Origin of the sequence: Microbacterium sp. As-52, assembly GCF_049949185.1 — a bacterium.
Classification (GTDB): domain Bacteria; phylum Actinomycetota; class Actinomycetes; order Actinomycetales; family Microbacteriaceae; genus Microbacterium; species Microbacterium maritypicum_A.
The window spans coordinates 3222780-3237229 of the sequence record NZ_CP188171.1; the positions used below are offsets into that span (position 1 = coordinate 3222780).

General features: G+C 66.1%; 10 protein-coding genes and 2 riboswitches. Of the genes, 9 read left to right on the forward strand and 1 reads right to left on the reverse strand.

The window, feature by feature from the left end; all coding sequences use genetic code 11:
- The first annotated feature begins 24 nt into the window (after positions 1 to 24).
- Positions 25 to 119: riboswitch (glycine riboswitch) on the forward strand.
- Between the two features lies 1 nt (position 120).
- Positions 121 to 219: riboswitch (glycine riboswitch) on the forward strand.
- A 54-nt stretch (positions 220 to 273) separates the two neighbouring features.
- The 8 genes from gcvT (at position 274) to ACLFA2_RS15650 (ending at position 10742) form a co-directional block, all read left to right on the forward strand.
- The gene (gene gcvT / locus ACLFA2_RS15615; RefSeq protein WP_426621592.1) at positions 274 to 1398 is read left to right on the forward strand and encodes a glycine cleavage system aminomethyltransferase GcvT; all 1125 of its coding nucleotides are present in this window, start codon (positions 274 to 276) and stop codon (positions 1396 to 1398) included.
- Positions 1395 to 1772, forward strand: coding sequence for a glycine cleavage system protein GcvH (gene gcvH, locus ACLFA2_RS15620; RefSeq protein WP_021199592.1), 378 nt, complete (start codon positions 1395 to 1397; stop codon positions 1770 to 1772). The genes gcvT and gcvH overlap by 4 nt, the downstream gene beginning before the upstream one ends.
- Entirely contained in the window at positions 1750 to 4683 is a 2934-nt protein-coding gene (gene gcvP, locus ACLFA2_RS15625; RefSeq protein ID WP_426621593.1) for an aminomethyl-transferring glycine dehydrogenase, read from the forward strand. The genes gcvH and gcvP overlap by 23 nt, the downstream gene beginning before the upstream one ends.
- A gap of 217 nt (positions 4684 to 4900) precedes the next feature.
- Positions 4901 to 6535 (forward strand): peptide ABC transporter substrate-binding protein, encoded by a 1635-nt coding sequence (locus ACLFA2_RS15630; RefSeq protein ID WP_292776304.1) that lies wholly within the window; start codon positions 4901 to 4903, stop codon positions 6533 to 6535.
- 104 nt (positions 6536 to 6639) lie between these two features.
- Entirely contained in the window at positions 6640 to 7566 is a 927-nt protein-coding gene (locus ACLFA2_RS15635; protein ID WP_045263068.1) for an ABC transporter permease, read from the forward strand.
- Complete coding sequence (locus ACLFA2_RS15640) at positions 7559 to 8500, forward strand: ABC transporter permease (RefSeq protein WP_045263069.1); 942 nt, start codon at positions 7559 to 7561, stop codon at positions 8498 to 8500. The genes ACLFA2_RS15635 and ACLFA2_RS15640 overlap by 8 nt, the downstream gene beginning before the upstream one ends.
- Positions 8497 to 10170, forward strand: coding sequence for a dipeptide ABC transporter ATP-binding protein (locus tag ACLFA2_RS15645; protein WP_167254546.1), 1674 nt, complete (start codon positions 8497 to 8499; stop codon positions 10168 to 10170). Before ACLFA2_RS15640 ends, ACLFA2_RS15645 begins: the two co-directional genes overlap by 4 nt.
- A gap of 2 nt (positions 10171 to 10172) precedes the next feature.
- Entirely contained in the window at positions 10173 to 10742 is a 570-nt protein-coding gene (locus ACLFA2_RS15650) for a PH domain-containing protein (protein WP_167254544.1), read from the forward strand.
- Positions 10743 to 11590: 848 nt separating this feature from the next.
- Here ACLFA2_RS15650 and ACLFA2_RS15655 read toward each other — a convergent pair.
- Positions 11591 to 12397 carry a CPBP family intramembrane glutamic endopeptidase gene (locus ACLFA2_RS15655; RefSeq protein WP_426621594.1) on the reverse strand — a complete coding sequence of 269 codons (807 nt, stop codon included), beginning with the start codon at positions 12395 to 12397 and terminating at the stop codon, positions 11591 to 11593.
- Positions 12398 to 12499: 102 nt separating this feature from the next.
- On the opposite strand from ACLFA2_RS15655, the gene typA reads away from it, so the two are divergent.
- Positions 12500 to 14413 (forward strand): translational GTPase TypA, encoded by a 1914-nt coding sequence (typA, locus tag ACLFA2_RS15660; protein ID WP_021199602.1) that lies wholly within the window; start codon positions 12500 to 12502, stop codon positions 14411 to 14413.
- Positions 14414 to 14450 lie beyond the last annotated feature (37 nt).

Consider the following 14450-nt stretch of genomic DNA (forward strand, 5'->3'; position numbering starts at 1 on the left):
GACCCACAATTGAAGACAGGCCGAATGAACCACGCGGGAGAGCCCCGGCGAACGCAGCCGGGCACCGAAGGAGCAAGCCTCCCCGCCAATCTCTCAGGTACGCGTACCGCGCGGTTCCGGCCACTCTGAAAAGCGATCCGGCGACTCTGCGGATCCGCCGACGGTGAAAGCCCCGCCTCCGCGCACGGGTGAAGCTCTCAGGCCCATGACAGAGGGGGAGTTCCGAGGAACGACGGTGCCGCCGTTCCGCCCGACACAGCCCGGGAGAACTCCATGTCCGACCCCCGCTACACCCCGCTGCGCGCATGCCATGAGGCGCTGGGCGCATCGTTCACCGACTTCGGCGGCTGGCAGATGCCGGTGCGGTACACCTCCGACCTCGCCGAACACCACGCCGTGCGCCAGAGCGCGGGCATCTTCGACATCTCGCACATGGCCGAGTTCACGGTCCAGGGCAGCGGAGCCGCCGATTTCCTCGACAACGCCCTGGCCGGCCGCCTCTCGGCGCTGGCCGTCGGGAAGGCGAAGTACTCGCTCCTGCTCGCCGAGTCCGGCGGGATCATCGACGACGTGATCGTCTATCGCCTCGAGGGCGATGACTTCCTCATCATCTCCAACGCGGGCAACCGCGACGCCGTCTCCGCTGCTCTGCGCGATCGCACCGACGGCTTCGACGTCGTGGTGCAGGACGTCTCCGACGACTATGCACTCATCGCCGTGCAGGGACCGAACGCCGAGGCCATCCTCGCCGAGACCCCGGGCATCACCGACGTCAGCATTCCCTGGACCGAGCAGAAGTACTACGCCTGGGCGTCCGCGAACTACGACGGCGTGCCCGTCCTCCTCGCGCGCACCGGTTACACCGGCGAGGACGGCTTCGAGCTTCTGGTCGCCGCCGACCGCGCCGCGTCGCTCTGGGATGCGCTCCTCGCCGCGGGCGCACCGCACGGCCTCGTCCCCGCCGGACTCGCCGCGCGCGACACCCTGCGGCTCGAGGCGGGTATGCCCCTGTACAGACACGAGCTGAGCCTCGACACTCGGCCGGCGCAGGCGGGCCTTGGCCGGGTCGTCGTGAGCGCGAAGGAGCAGTTCGTCGGCAAGGCCGCTCTCTCCGCCGCTGCGGAGTCGGCCGAAGCACCGGAAGCGCCGGTCCTGGTCGGACTCGTCGCCGAGGGCAAGCGCGCCGGTCGCGCCGGCTACGCCGTGGTCGACGAACACGGGTCGGTGCTCGGTGAGATCACGAGCGGCGCGCTCAGCCCCACGCTCGGTCATCCGATCGCGATGGCCTACGTGACCCCGTCTTCCGCGGAAGAGGGAACCGCAGTATTCCTTGATGTGCGGGGAACCAGAATCCCCGCGACCGTGACCGCCCTGCCTTTCTACCGGAGGACCAAATGACCGATCTCGCCGCACTCCACTACACCGAAGAGCACGAGTGGATCGCCGCTGACGGCGACACCGTGACCATCGGGATCACCGACTACGCCGCCGAGAAGCTGGGCGACGTCGTGTTCGTCGAGCTCCCCGCAGTCGGCACCGAGGTCACCGCAGGAGCGGTCGTCGGCGAGATCGAATCGACGAAGTCGGTCGGCGAGCTCTACGCTCCCGTCTCGGGCACGGTCGTCGAGATCAACGACGCAGCGGTGGATGACCCGTCGCTCGTCAACGCGGCGCCGTTCGAGGGCGGATGGCTGCTCAAGGTCACCGTCGCCGCCGGTGCTCTCGACGGTCTGCTCGACCGCGACGCCTATGTCGCTCTCACGGAGGGCTGATTCTCCAGTGGTCACTTTCGCCGATCGTCACATCGGACCCACGGATGCCGCGCAGCGCACGATGCTCGCCGCCCTCGGTCTCGACACCACCGCAGCCGACTCTGCGCTGAGTCCGGTAGAGGCGCTCATGCGCCAGGCCGTGCCGGCGTCGATCTACACCGGTCCGTCTGCCGAGGCCACGGATGCGCCCTCGCTCATCCCGTCCGCGGCGAGCGAGACCGAGGCTCTCGCCGAGCTCCGGACGCTCGCGTCGCGCAACACCGTGAACCGCCCGATGATCGGCTTGGGATACTACGGCACCATCACGCCGCAGGTGATCCAGCGCAACGTGCTGGAGAACCCCTCCTGGTACACGGCGTACACGCCGTACCAGCCGGAGATCTCCCAGGGGCGTCTGGAGGCGCTCATCAACTTCCAGACGATGGTCGCCGAGCTCACCGGGCTGACCACGGCCAACGCGTCGATGCTCGACGAGTCGACCGCGGTCGTCGAGGCGATGCTGCTCGCCCGTCGTGCCTCGAAGTCGGCGTCGACCGTGTTCGCGGTCGACGCCGATGCCCTCCCGCAGACGAGGGCGATGCTCGACACGCGTGCTGAGGCCCTGGGTATCGAGATCGTCACGGTCGATTTCGCCGCTGGCGAGGAGCTGCCGGCCGACCTGTTCGGTGTGTTCGTCCAGTACCCCGGGGCATCCGGACGGGTCTGGGACCCGTCCGCCGTCTTCGACGCCGCGCACCTCTCCGGTGCTCTCGCCGTCGCGGCGGCGGATCTGCTCGCACTCACCCTGATCGCCTCGCCCGGATCCCTCGGCGCCGACGTGGCGGTCGGCACGACCCAGCGCTTCGGCGTGCCGATGGGCTTCGGCGGGCCGCACGCCGGCTACATGGCGGTCCGCTCCGGCCTCGAGCGTCAGCTGCCCGGTCGACTCGTGGGAGTGTCGGTGGATGCCGACGGCAAGCCCGCGTACCGGCTCTCGCTGCAGACGCGCGAGCAGCACATCCGTCGCGAGAAGGCGACGTCGAACATCTGCACCGCCCAGGTGCTGCTGGCCGTCATGGCATCGATGTACGCGGTGTACCACGGCCCTGACGGGCTCCGGGCGATCGCCCTGGACGTGGCCCGCAAGGCGGACGCTCTGGCCACGTGGCTCATCGAGCTCGAACTCGACATCGAGCACAGGGAGTTCTTCGACACTCTCCGTGTCCGTGTGCCGGGCCGCGCCTCCGAGATCGTCGCCGCCGCGCACGACGCGGGCTATCTCCTCCACGAGGTCGACGCCGACACCGTCGGCGTCTCGGTCGATGAGACCACGACGTTCACCGACCTCGATCGGGTCGCGGGCTGCTTCGCGTCGGGTACAGGGCGCTCTTTCGGCTACATCGCCGCCTCCGAGCACGGCCGGCTTCCCGAGGCGCTGCGGCGTCAGGACGAGTACCTCACGCACCCGGTCTTCCACTCGCATCGCTCGGAGACCGCCATGATGCGGTATCTGAAGAGCCTCTCCGACCGCGACTACGCGCTCGATCGCGGCATGATCCCCTTGGGGTCGTGCACCATGAAGCTCAACGCCGCCACCGAGATGGCTGCCATCACCTGGCCCGAGTTCGCCGGCATCCACCCGTTCGCTCCGGCCGCCGATGTGCAGGGCTACCTCGAGCTCATCGGTCAGCTCGAGGGCTGGCTCGCCGAGGTCACCGGCTACGACGCGGTCTCGTTGCAGCCGAACGCCGGCTCGCAGGGCGAGCTGGCTGGTCTCCTCGCCATCCGCGGGTACCACCACGCGAACGGCGACACGCATCGCACGGTCTGCCTCATCCCGTCGTCGGCACACGGCACGAATGCGGCTTCGGCCGTGCTCGCCGGCATGAAGGTCGTCGTCGTCGCGACGGACGAACTCGGCAACGTCGACCTCGACGACCTGCGCGCGAAGATCGCCCAGCACGCCGACGACCTCTCGGCCCTGATGATCACCTACCCCTCCACGCACGGTGTGTACGAGGAGCAGGTCGTGGAGATCACGTCCGCCGTGCACGACGCCGGTGGGCAGGTGTACGTCGACGGCGCCAACCTCAACGCCCTGCTCGGCTATGCGCGCTTCGGTGACCTGGGCGGCGACGTCTCGCACCTCAACCTGCACAAGACGTTCGCGATCCCGCACGGCGGTGGCGGCCCCGGCATCGGGCCGGTCGCGGCGAAGTCGCACCTCGCACCGTTCCTGCCTTCGCACCCCCTCGCGCAGAGCGCGGAGCACTTCGGCGGCTTCACGTTCGAGGGCGGTGTGATCTCCGCCGCTCCCTACGGGTCCGCGGGGATCCTGCCGATCTCGTGGGCGTACGTGCGCATGATGGGCGCCGACGGGCTGCGTCGCGCCACGGCAGCAGCCGTGCTCTCGGCGAACTACATCGCCGAGCGCCTCGGCGGCCATTTCCCGGTGCTGTACACCGGCGAGAACGGTCGGGTGGCGCACGAGTGCATCCTCGATCTGCGTCCGCTCAAGGAAGCCACCGGCATCACGGTCGACGACGTCGCCAAGCGCCTCATCGACTACGGCTTCCACGCGCCGACCATGTCGTTCCCCGTCGCGGGAACCCTGATGGTCGAGCCGACGGAGTCGGAGGACCTCGACGAGATCGAGCGCTTCATCGAAGCGATGATCATGATCAAGGCCGAAGCGGAGGCCGTCGCTGCCGGTCGCTGGCCGGCCGATGACAACCCGCTGGTGCACGCGCCGCACACCGCTGTCTCGCTCATCGCGGGGGAGTGGAACCACGCGTACTCGCGCGAGGACGCCGCCTACCCGGTGCATGCGCTGGTCGCCGGAAAGTACTGGCCGCCCGTGCGCCGCATCGACCAGGCCTACGGCGACCGCAATCTGGTGTGCGCCTGCCCGCCCGTGGAGGCCTTCGCCTGAGCCTCGTGCTCATCCGAGCAGGCGGTGTCGCGCTTCCGAGTGGAGCGCGGCACCGTCTTCTGTTTCGTGGTGTTTCCCCGGTGTTACAGATGGTCACCACTCAGTAACAGTTCGTTAGCTGAGGGCGGCTGCGACAGAGGCGCGGGTTACTCTCAGGTATCCCTGCGTGCTCGACGATGCGCACGCAGAACCCCGAATGTCCACAGGAGGACACAAAGTGAAGCGCAACAAGATCGCCCTTGCGGGCACCGCGTTGTTCGTGATCGGCGCGCTGGCGCTGGCGGGCTGCGCCAGCGGTGGCGGAAACGACTCGAAGGGCGACGCCGGCGGCAACGTCGACGCGGACGCTATCATCACGACGAACGGATCCGAGCCGGAGAACCCGCTCATCCCGACCAACACCAACGAGGTCGGTGGCGGAAAGATCCTCGACGAGATCTTCGCTGGGCTGATCTACTACGACGCCGACGGCAAGCCGGTCAACGACGTGGCTGAGGAGATCACCACCGAGGACCCCCAGCACCTCACGGTCAAGCTCAAGAAGGGCGAGACCTTCACCGACGGCGAGGAAGTCACCGCCGACAACTTCATCAAGGCGTGGAACGAGGGCGCGAAGCTCTCCAACGGCCACCTCTCCAGCTACTTCTTCGAGGACATCGAGGGCTTCAGCTACGACGAGGACTCCGAGCTGACCGGCCTGCAGCAGGTCGACGACTACACCTTCACCATCGCGCTGAACAAGCCTGCGTCTGACTTTGCTCTGCGTCTCGGCTACTCCGCGTTCTACCCGCTGCCCGATGTCGCTTTCGAGGACATGGACGCCTTCGGGCAGAACCCGATCGGCAACGGTCCGTACAAGATCGCCGGCGATGACGCGTGGCAGCACGACGTCCAGATCGAGCTCGTCCGCAACGACGACTACGACGGCGGTCGCAAGGCAGCCAACGGCGGTCTCACCATCAAGTTCTACGCGACGCAGGAAGCGGCTTACGCCGACCTGCTGTCGAACGAGGTCGACGTCATCGACGCGATCCCGACGAACTCCCTGGCGGTCTTCACCGACGAGCTCGGCGACCGCGCCGTGAACCAGCCCTCCGCTGTGTTCCAGTCGTTCACGATCGGCCAGTTCCTGCCGCACTTCAGCGGCGAAGAGGGCAAACTGCGTCGTCAGGCGATCTCCATGGCGATCAACCGCGACGAGATCACCAAGACGATCTTCTCGGGTACGCGTACGCCCGCGAAGGACTTCACGTCGCCCGTCATCGACGGCTGGTCCGACTCGGTCCCCGGCAGCGAGGTCCTCGACTACGACCCCGAGAAGGCGAAGGAGCTGTGGGCCAAGGCCGACGCCATCGCCCCCTGGGACGGCGAGTTCAAGATCGCGTACAACGCAGACGGCGGGCACGACGCCTGGGTCGACGCGGTGAGCAACAGCATCAAGAACACGCTCGGCATCGAGGCGTCCGGCGACCCGTACCCGACCTTCCAGGACCTGCGGACCAAGGTCAACGACCGCACCATCACCACCGCTGCACGTTCGGGATGGCAGGCCGACTACCCGGGTCTGTACAACTTCCTCGGACCGCTCTACGCGACGGGCGCCGGTTCCAACGACGGCGACTACTCGAACCCCGAGTTCGATGACCTGATCAAGGCCGGCATCAGCAACCCCGACGCCGACGCACAGATCGAGGACTTCACCAAGGCGCAGGAGGTTCTGTTCAAGGACCTCCCGGCGGTCCCGCTGTGGTACTCGAACGTGACCGGCGGCTTCAGCGAGAACGTCAGCAACGTGACGTTCGGCTGGAACTCGGTTCCGCTGTACTACGAGATCACGAAGGCCGGCGAGTAAAGCCCGACGGCACTTCACCTGTGAGGCGGTGACGATTCTTCGTCACCGCCTCACAGGCTTGTGTTCGCCTCGCTTCTCTCACCCCTCTAAGAAGGGACAAGCGGATGCTCGGTTACATTCTGAGACGTCTTCTGCAGGTGATCCCGGTCTTCTTCGGAGCCACCCTGCTCATCTACTTCCTCGTGTTCGCCATGCCTGGCGATCCGATCCTCGCTCTGTTCGGGGACAAGACCCCGAACCCGGCTGTCATCGAACAGCTCCGCGAGCAGTACCACCTGAACGACCCGTTCATCGTGCAGTACTGGTACTACATCACCGGCGTCTTCCAGGGTGACCTCGGAACGACCTACTCGGGTCGTCCGGTCTCGGCGGTCCTGGCAGCCACCCTCCCCGTCACCGGGCGCCTCGCTGTCATGGCGATCGGGATCGAGTTCACGCTCGCGATCATCATCGGAACGATCTCGGCGCTGCGCAAGGGCAAGCTGTTCGACAACGTGTCGCTCGTCGTCGCCCTCGTGGCGATCGCGATCCCGATCTTCGTGGTCGCGTTCCTCGCACAGTACTTCCTCGCGATCCAGCTCGGATGGTTCAAACCCACCGTGGGTGCGGATAACGACTGGGGCGGTCTGTGGCTTCCGGCGATCGTGCTCGGATTCAGCCTCTATGCCGTGAGCATGCGTCTGATGCGCAGCTCCGTCATCGAGACCCTGAACCAGGACTGGGTACGCACCGCCTACAGCAAGGGACTGTCCAGGGGTCGCGTGCTTCCCGTGCACGTGCTGCGCAACTCGCTGATCCCCGTCATCACCAACTCCGCCACGAACTTCGGCGTGCTGCTCGTCGGTGCGACCGTCACCGAGGGAATCTTCAACGTCCCCGGTGTGGGTAACACGCTGTTCCAGGCGATCCAGCGCGGCGAAGGCCCGACGGTGGTCTCGTTCGTCACGGTGTTCGTCATCCTTTACGTGCTGGTGAACCTTCTCATCGACCTGCTCTACGGTCTGCTCGACCCGAGGATCCGCTATGCCTGACACCACTCCGCAGCACTACGTCGCCCCGGTCGAGACCGAGTCGATCTCTGTCGACGCCGTCCGCATCTCGGACAAGCCCAGCAACCTGTGGAGGGATGCCTGGGCCGACCTGCGCCGTCGTCCTCTGTTCTGGTTCTCGATCGCGCTCGCGCTGTTCTTCCTCGTGATGGCGTTGTGGCCGACGCTGTTCACCACGACGCCGCCGAACGACGACTGCCAGCTGTCCAACAGCAACGGCGGCCCGACCGAGGGACACCCCCTCGGCTTCACGTTCCAGGGATGCGATATCTACGCCCGCATCGTGTGGGGATCGCAGACGTCGCTGGCCGTGGGCCTGATCGCCACGGTGATCTCGTCCGTGCTCGGCCTGATCATGGGAGCCCTCGCCGGTTTCTACGGCGGCTGGCTCGACGGGCTGCTGTCGCGCATCGGCGACATCTTCTTCGCCATCCCGTACATCCTCGCGGCCGTCGTCGTGATGACGGTGTTCCGTGACGCCCGTTCGGTGTGGACCCTGGCATTCGCGATCGGCGCCTTCGCCTGGGCCTCCACTGCGCGAGTCGTGCGAGCGGAGGTGCTCCGAGTGCGACAGGCCGACTTCGTGATGGCGTCCCAGGCTCTCGGGCAGTCGAAGTTCCGGATCCTCGTGAATCACGTCGTCCCGAACGCGATCGCTCCGCTTCTCGTCGTCTCGACCCTCGGGCTCGCCGCGGCCATCGTCGCCGAAGCCACGCTCTCGTTCCTCGGAGTGGGTCTCGGCAGCAATGTGATGTCGTGGGGTAACGACATCGCGAAAGCCCAGGCCTCGCTTCGCGTCGCTCCGATGGCTCTCATCTATCCGTCGATCGCCCTCACCCTGGCGGTGCTGGCGTTCGTGACCCTGGGCGAGCTCATCCGAGACGCCCTCGACCCGAAGGCGAGGGCACGCCGATGAGCGAGCGCATCACCGAACAGGTCCCTCTGCTGAGCGTCCGCGACCTGAAGGTCGCCTTCCGCACCCAGGAGGGGCTGCGCGAAGTGCTCCACGGAGTCAGCTTCGACATCATGCCGGGAGAGACCGTCGCCATCGTCGGCGAGTCCGGGTCGGGCAAGTCCACGACGGCGACCGCCATCGTGAACCTGCTTCCCGGAACCGGACAGGTCACCGGCGGGTCCATCACGCTCGAGGGGCGAGAGCTCACGACGCTGAACCGTCGCCAGATCGAAGCCGTCCGCGGCCGGGACATCGGCTTCGTGCCGCAGGACCCGATGTCGAACCTCAACCCGGTCTGGAGCATCGGCTTCCAGGTCAAGGAAGCGATCCGAGCGAACGGCATCGCGGGAGATCGTGGGAGCGCCAAGGCGCGCACGGTCGAGGTCCTGCAGCAGGCGGGGCTGGCTGACGCTGAGAAGCGACTGCATCAGTTCCCGCACCAGTTCTCGGGCGGAATGCGACAGCGCGCGCTGATCGGGATCGGTCTCGCCGCCGACCCGAAGCTGCTGATCGCCGACGAGCCGACCTCCGCGCTGGACGTGACGGTGCAGCGCGTGATCCTCGATCACATGGCTTCGCTCACGCGCGACAAGGGCACCTCGATGCTTCTGATCACGCACGATCTGGGCCTCGCAGCCGAGCGTGCGAACAAGATCATCGTGATGAACAACGGCAACATCGTCGAGGCAGGTCCGAGCCGGCAGATCCTCGAGGACCCTCAGCACCCGTACACGAAGCGTCTGGTCGCCGCGGCGCCCAGCGTCGCCTCGCAGCGCATCCAAGCGGTGGTGGAGGACCGGGGCATCGAGACGACCGAAGACCTCGCTGCCATCCCTCCGACGGTGCGGGTCGCCGGCCTCACGAAGGACTACAAGATCCGTCAGGGGAACTTCCGCAGCGAAGCCTTCCGTGCTGTCGACAACGTGTCCTTCGAGATCCCGCGCGGCAAGACCCTCGCTCTCGTCGGAGAGTCGGGATCGGGCAAGTCCACGGTCGCCAAGATGGTCCTGAAACTCGAGGAGCCGACCAGCGGCACCATCGAGATCGACGGCGTGGACGTGTCAAAGCTGTCGAATGCTCAAGCATTCGGCCTGCGTCGACGGATGCAGCCGGTCTTCCAGGACCCATACGGTTCGCTCGACCCGCTGCGCAACATCGGCAACACCATCGCCGAGCCACTGCAGATCCACGGCGTCGGCGATCGCTCGTCGCAGCGCGAGCGGGTCGAGGAGCTGCTGGATCAGGTCTCGCTGCCGCGCGTGCTCGCCACCCGGTACCCGAATGAGCTGTCGGGTGGGCAGCGTCAGCGCGTCGCGATTGCTCGAGCGCTGGCCCTCAAGCCCGACATCATCGTGCTAGACGAGGCGGTGTCGGCGCTTGACGTGCTGGTGCAGGATCAGGTCCTGCAGCTCCTCGCCGAGTTGCAGTCCGAGCTCGGCCTAACCTATCTGTTCATCACGCACGACCTTGCCGTCGTCCGCGTATCGAGCGACCTCGTGTGCGTGATGGAGAAGGGGAAGATCGTCGAACAGGGCACTGTCGACGAGATCTTCGCCAACCCGCAGCAGGAGTACACCGACCGTCTGCTCAAGGCGATCCCCGGGGCGTCGATCCCTCTCGGCGGTCGCTGACGGTGATCGAGCCACAGCACCCCGAGGGCGCGCGTACCTATCGCGCGTCCTCGGGACTGGTCATCCTGATCCCGAGCACGCTACTCGCGCTCTTCCTTCTTGGCGACGCCGTTGTCCGAGGGAGCTGGGCGCAGATGCTGCTCCTCGCGCCTTGGGTGCTGCTCGCACTGTGGATCGTGTACGAGTTGAGCTACGTCTCCTCGGTCCGGGTGGACTCCGAGGGGGTCGTGGTGCAGAACATGCTGCGGCGGACCAGCTTCGGTTGGGCCAATGTGCGCGACATCGATCTTCGCTGGCAGCTGCAGTTCTCGCTCACTGACGGACGTGAACTGACCTGTTACGGCGGTCCTGCTCGTGCACGACCACCGCGTCCGGTGAGGGGCGGTGAGAGCGATACCAAAGCCCCGTCCGGACTGCGAGAGCTCACGTCGATCCGCGATCTGTGGGAAGCGGCCCCCGCTGGGGACTCGTCGATTCGTCGCACCTGGGATGTCCCCGGGCTCATCGTGCTCGCTGTGATCGCAGTCTGGGCAGCCGGCGCGGTCCTGGTCGTCAAGTCCACGATGCTCTGAGCGACCGGTATCCCCCCGCGCTCGTCGGAGAAAGGCGATCCCGGATACCCTTCCTTCGCCCTTTCGCAATCCTCCCTGTGTCAGGCTTTGTTCCTGCGCGCGTTCTAGACGTAGACATACGAGTTCGTTTCCTGGCTGAAGGTCGCTTTTCACTGATGCGCAGAGTGACATTTACTTGAGTTCTTCGGTGGCAACGAGATCGGGGCATAGAAGTCATTGCCGCCAACGACAAAGGAGGGGCAATGATGCTCAGAAAGAAGATTGGCTCTATCGTTGCGGCAAGTCTCTTGGCTGCGGGGCTCGTGGTCGGGACTACGATCCCCGCTTCCGCGGCTTCGTCCACGACCATAAACCTCGCTGATACCGCCGCAATTCAAGACGCCACACGAGATATGTCGATCGTGGACTCGGCCGGGAAGACGTGGTGGATCACCGTGACAACTTCCTGGCAGCGGCAGTCGAGTACGAAGGGTGTGCTGAGGACCATCATTCTTCGGCCGAAGACATTTCCAAGAAACGAGTGTCTATCGATCTCCGTCGGATCGACATCTAACATAAATTACAGCTCTTCACCACGCACATTGTGCGGCTCCGGAACTTTGACGTACACGCCGATGAGAACCACGACTGCGAATGCGGGATCGACGAACTTGGGTCAGCTTTGGTTCCAGATGCCCGACCCTTGGGCGCCACTCAGTGGCGGCTCGAGGACGATCACGATTCAGTACAACTCCTAGTGGCTTCGCGACACGCTTGTTTGGGATCTGTTCACATCTGAGGCGCGTCTGAACTGTCCCGGTCATCGGCGTAACTGCGCCGGTGACCGGGCCGGTGCGAGTGTCCAACACTCAGCCCGGCAACCCGAACAACTCCGGCCACATCGACGCTGCCCACGGATACCCGACGAACGCGGCGGCGTCGATCACGAAGTGCGCCACGAGGAACGGCATCAGTCGGCCCGTGCGCTGGTACAGCCAGCCGAAGAGCAGCCCCATCACCAGATTCCCGATGAAGGCGGGGTATCCCTGGTAGAGGTGATAGCTCGCGCGGAGGATCGACGTGGAGATGATGATCGCCCACGGACTCCACCCGAGCTGCCGGAGCCGGGTGAAGAGATAGCCGAGCACGACGAACTCCTCCTGCAGGGAGGCTCGGGCGGCGGCCAGCAGCAAGACGGGAACGGTCCACCAGAAAGCGCCCACCCCTGCGGGGTCGATCGCGACCGTGAGCCCGAGGGCGCGGCCGGCGAGGTAGAGGCCGAGTCCGGGGATTCCGATGGCCAGGACGAGGAGCACCCCACGTCCGACATCCTTCGCGATCCCCGTGCCGTCCAGCCCCAGCCGCGCCAGGTGCGGGCGACGCGAATGCCACAGCAGGAAGCACACCAGCAGGACGGGGACGAGGGAGAAGCCGATGGCGAGCACCTGGTAGATGAGGTCGAAGATCTCCCGGTCGCTTCGCGAGGGGTTGAGCGCGGCCACCTGGTCGGCGATGGGGGTCTCGTCGGTGAGCCGGTAGGCGAGCTGCACGATCGCGTATACCGCCGACTGGCCGAGGCCCAGCGCGAGGACGATGGCGATCTCCCACCACAGTCGTGCGCGGGAGGGAGCGGGGGAGAGGTCGGGGAGGTCCCACGGAGCCTGCGGTCGGGTCACGATCTCGATGCTACGACCTGCTTTTCAGGAACAAGCCCTGAGCTTGCGTTATCCTGGAACGTCGGCTTCCCGGCGAAACCCCACATCTTTTAGGACACCTGCATGGCGCACGCCCTCCGTTCTGACCTCCGCAACGTCGCGATCGTCGCGCACGTCGACCACGGCAAGACCACTCTCGTCGACGCCATGCTGCGTCAGACGGGCTCCTTCGGCGAACACGCCCACGTCGATGAGCGCGCCATGGATTCGAACGACCTGGAACGTGAGAAGGGCATCACGATCCTCGCCAAGAACACGGCGATCACATACAAGGGCAAGCACGCCCAGGGCAAGGAGATCACGATCAACGTGATCGACACCCCCGGTCACGCCGACTTCGGTGGCGAGGTCGAGCGCGGCCTGTCCATGGTCGACGGTGTCGTGCTGCTGGTCGACGCGAGCGAGGGTCCGCTGCCGCAGACCCGCTTCGTGCTGCGCAAGGCGCTCGAGGCGAAGCTCCCCGTCATCCTCCTGGTCAACAAGACCGACCGTCCTGACGCCCGCATCGCGGAGGTAGAGGAAGAGGCGCACGACCTGCTGCTGGGTCTCGCCTCCGACCTGGTCGACGATGTGCCCGACCTCGATGTCGACGCGCTCCTCGACGTTCCGGTGGTCTACGCCTCCGGTCGTGCCGGTGCGGCATCGCAGAACCGTCCCGCCGACGGCTCGCTGCCGGACAACGACGACCTCGAGCCGCTGTTCGAGGCGATCCTCGAGCACGTTCCCGCTCCGGAGTACGACGACGAGCACCCGCTGCAGGCCTGGGTCACGAACCTCGACTCCAGCCCCTTCCTCGGCCGTCTGGCGCTGCTGCGCGTCTTCAACGGCACGCTGAAGAAGGGCCAGACCGTGGCCTGGGTCCGTTCCGACGGCACGCACCAGAACGCGCGTATCACCGAGCTCCTGAAGACCCGCGCGCTCGAGCGCTACCCCGCCGAGTCCGCCGGTCCCGGCGACATCGTCGCCATCGCCGGCTTCGAGAACATCACGATCGGCGAGACCATCGCCGACCCCGAGGACGTGCGCCCGCTGCCGGCCATCACGGTCGACGACCCCGCCATCTCGATGACGATCGGCACCAACACCTCGCCCCTCATGGGCAAGGTCAAGGGGCACAAGCTCACTGCTCGCATGGTCAAGGACCGTCTCGACAAGGAGCTCATCGGAAACGTCTCGCTCAAGGTCGTCGACATCGGGCGTCCGGATGCGTGGGAGGTGCAGGGCCGTGGAGAGCTGGCCCTCGCCATCCTCGTCGAGAACATGCGTCGCGAAGGTTTCGAGCTCACCGTCGGCAAGCCGCAGGTGGTCACGAAGAAGATCGACGGCAAGACCTACGAGCCGTTCGAGCACCTCACGATCGACACTCCGGAGGAGCACCTCGGGGCGATCACCCAGCTGCTCGCGAACCGCAAGGGTCGCATGGAGAACATGACCAACCACGGCACCGGCTGGGTGCGCATGGAGTTCATCGTCCCGTCGCGCGGCCTCATCGGCTTCCGTAGCGAGTTCCTCACCACCACGCGTGGTACCGGAATCGCGAACGCGATCTCGCACGGGTACGAGCCGTGGGCCGGTTCCATCACGACGCGTCAGAACGGCTCCATCGTCGCCGACCGCCAGGGCGTCGTCACCCCGTTCGCGATGATCGCCCTGCAGGAGCGCATGTCGTTCTTCGTGCAGCCCACGCAGGAGGTCTACGAGGGCATGGTCATCGGCGAGAACTCCCGCGCCGACGACATGGACGTGAACATCACCAAGGAGAAGAAGCTCACCAACATGCGTGCGGCGAGCTCCGACACCTTCGAGTCGATGACGCCTCCGCGCCAGCTGACGCTGGAGGAGAGCCTCGAGTTCGCCCGCGACGACGAGTGCGTCGAGGTGACCCCCGAGGTCGTCCGCATCCGCAAGGTGAACCTCGACGCGAACACCCGCGCGCGGGAGACCGCTCGTCTGAAGCGTCAGGACGCGAACGTCTGAGACCACACTCGGCGAAGCTCCGAGTGAGAGGGCCTCG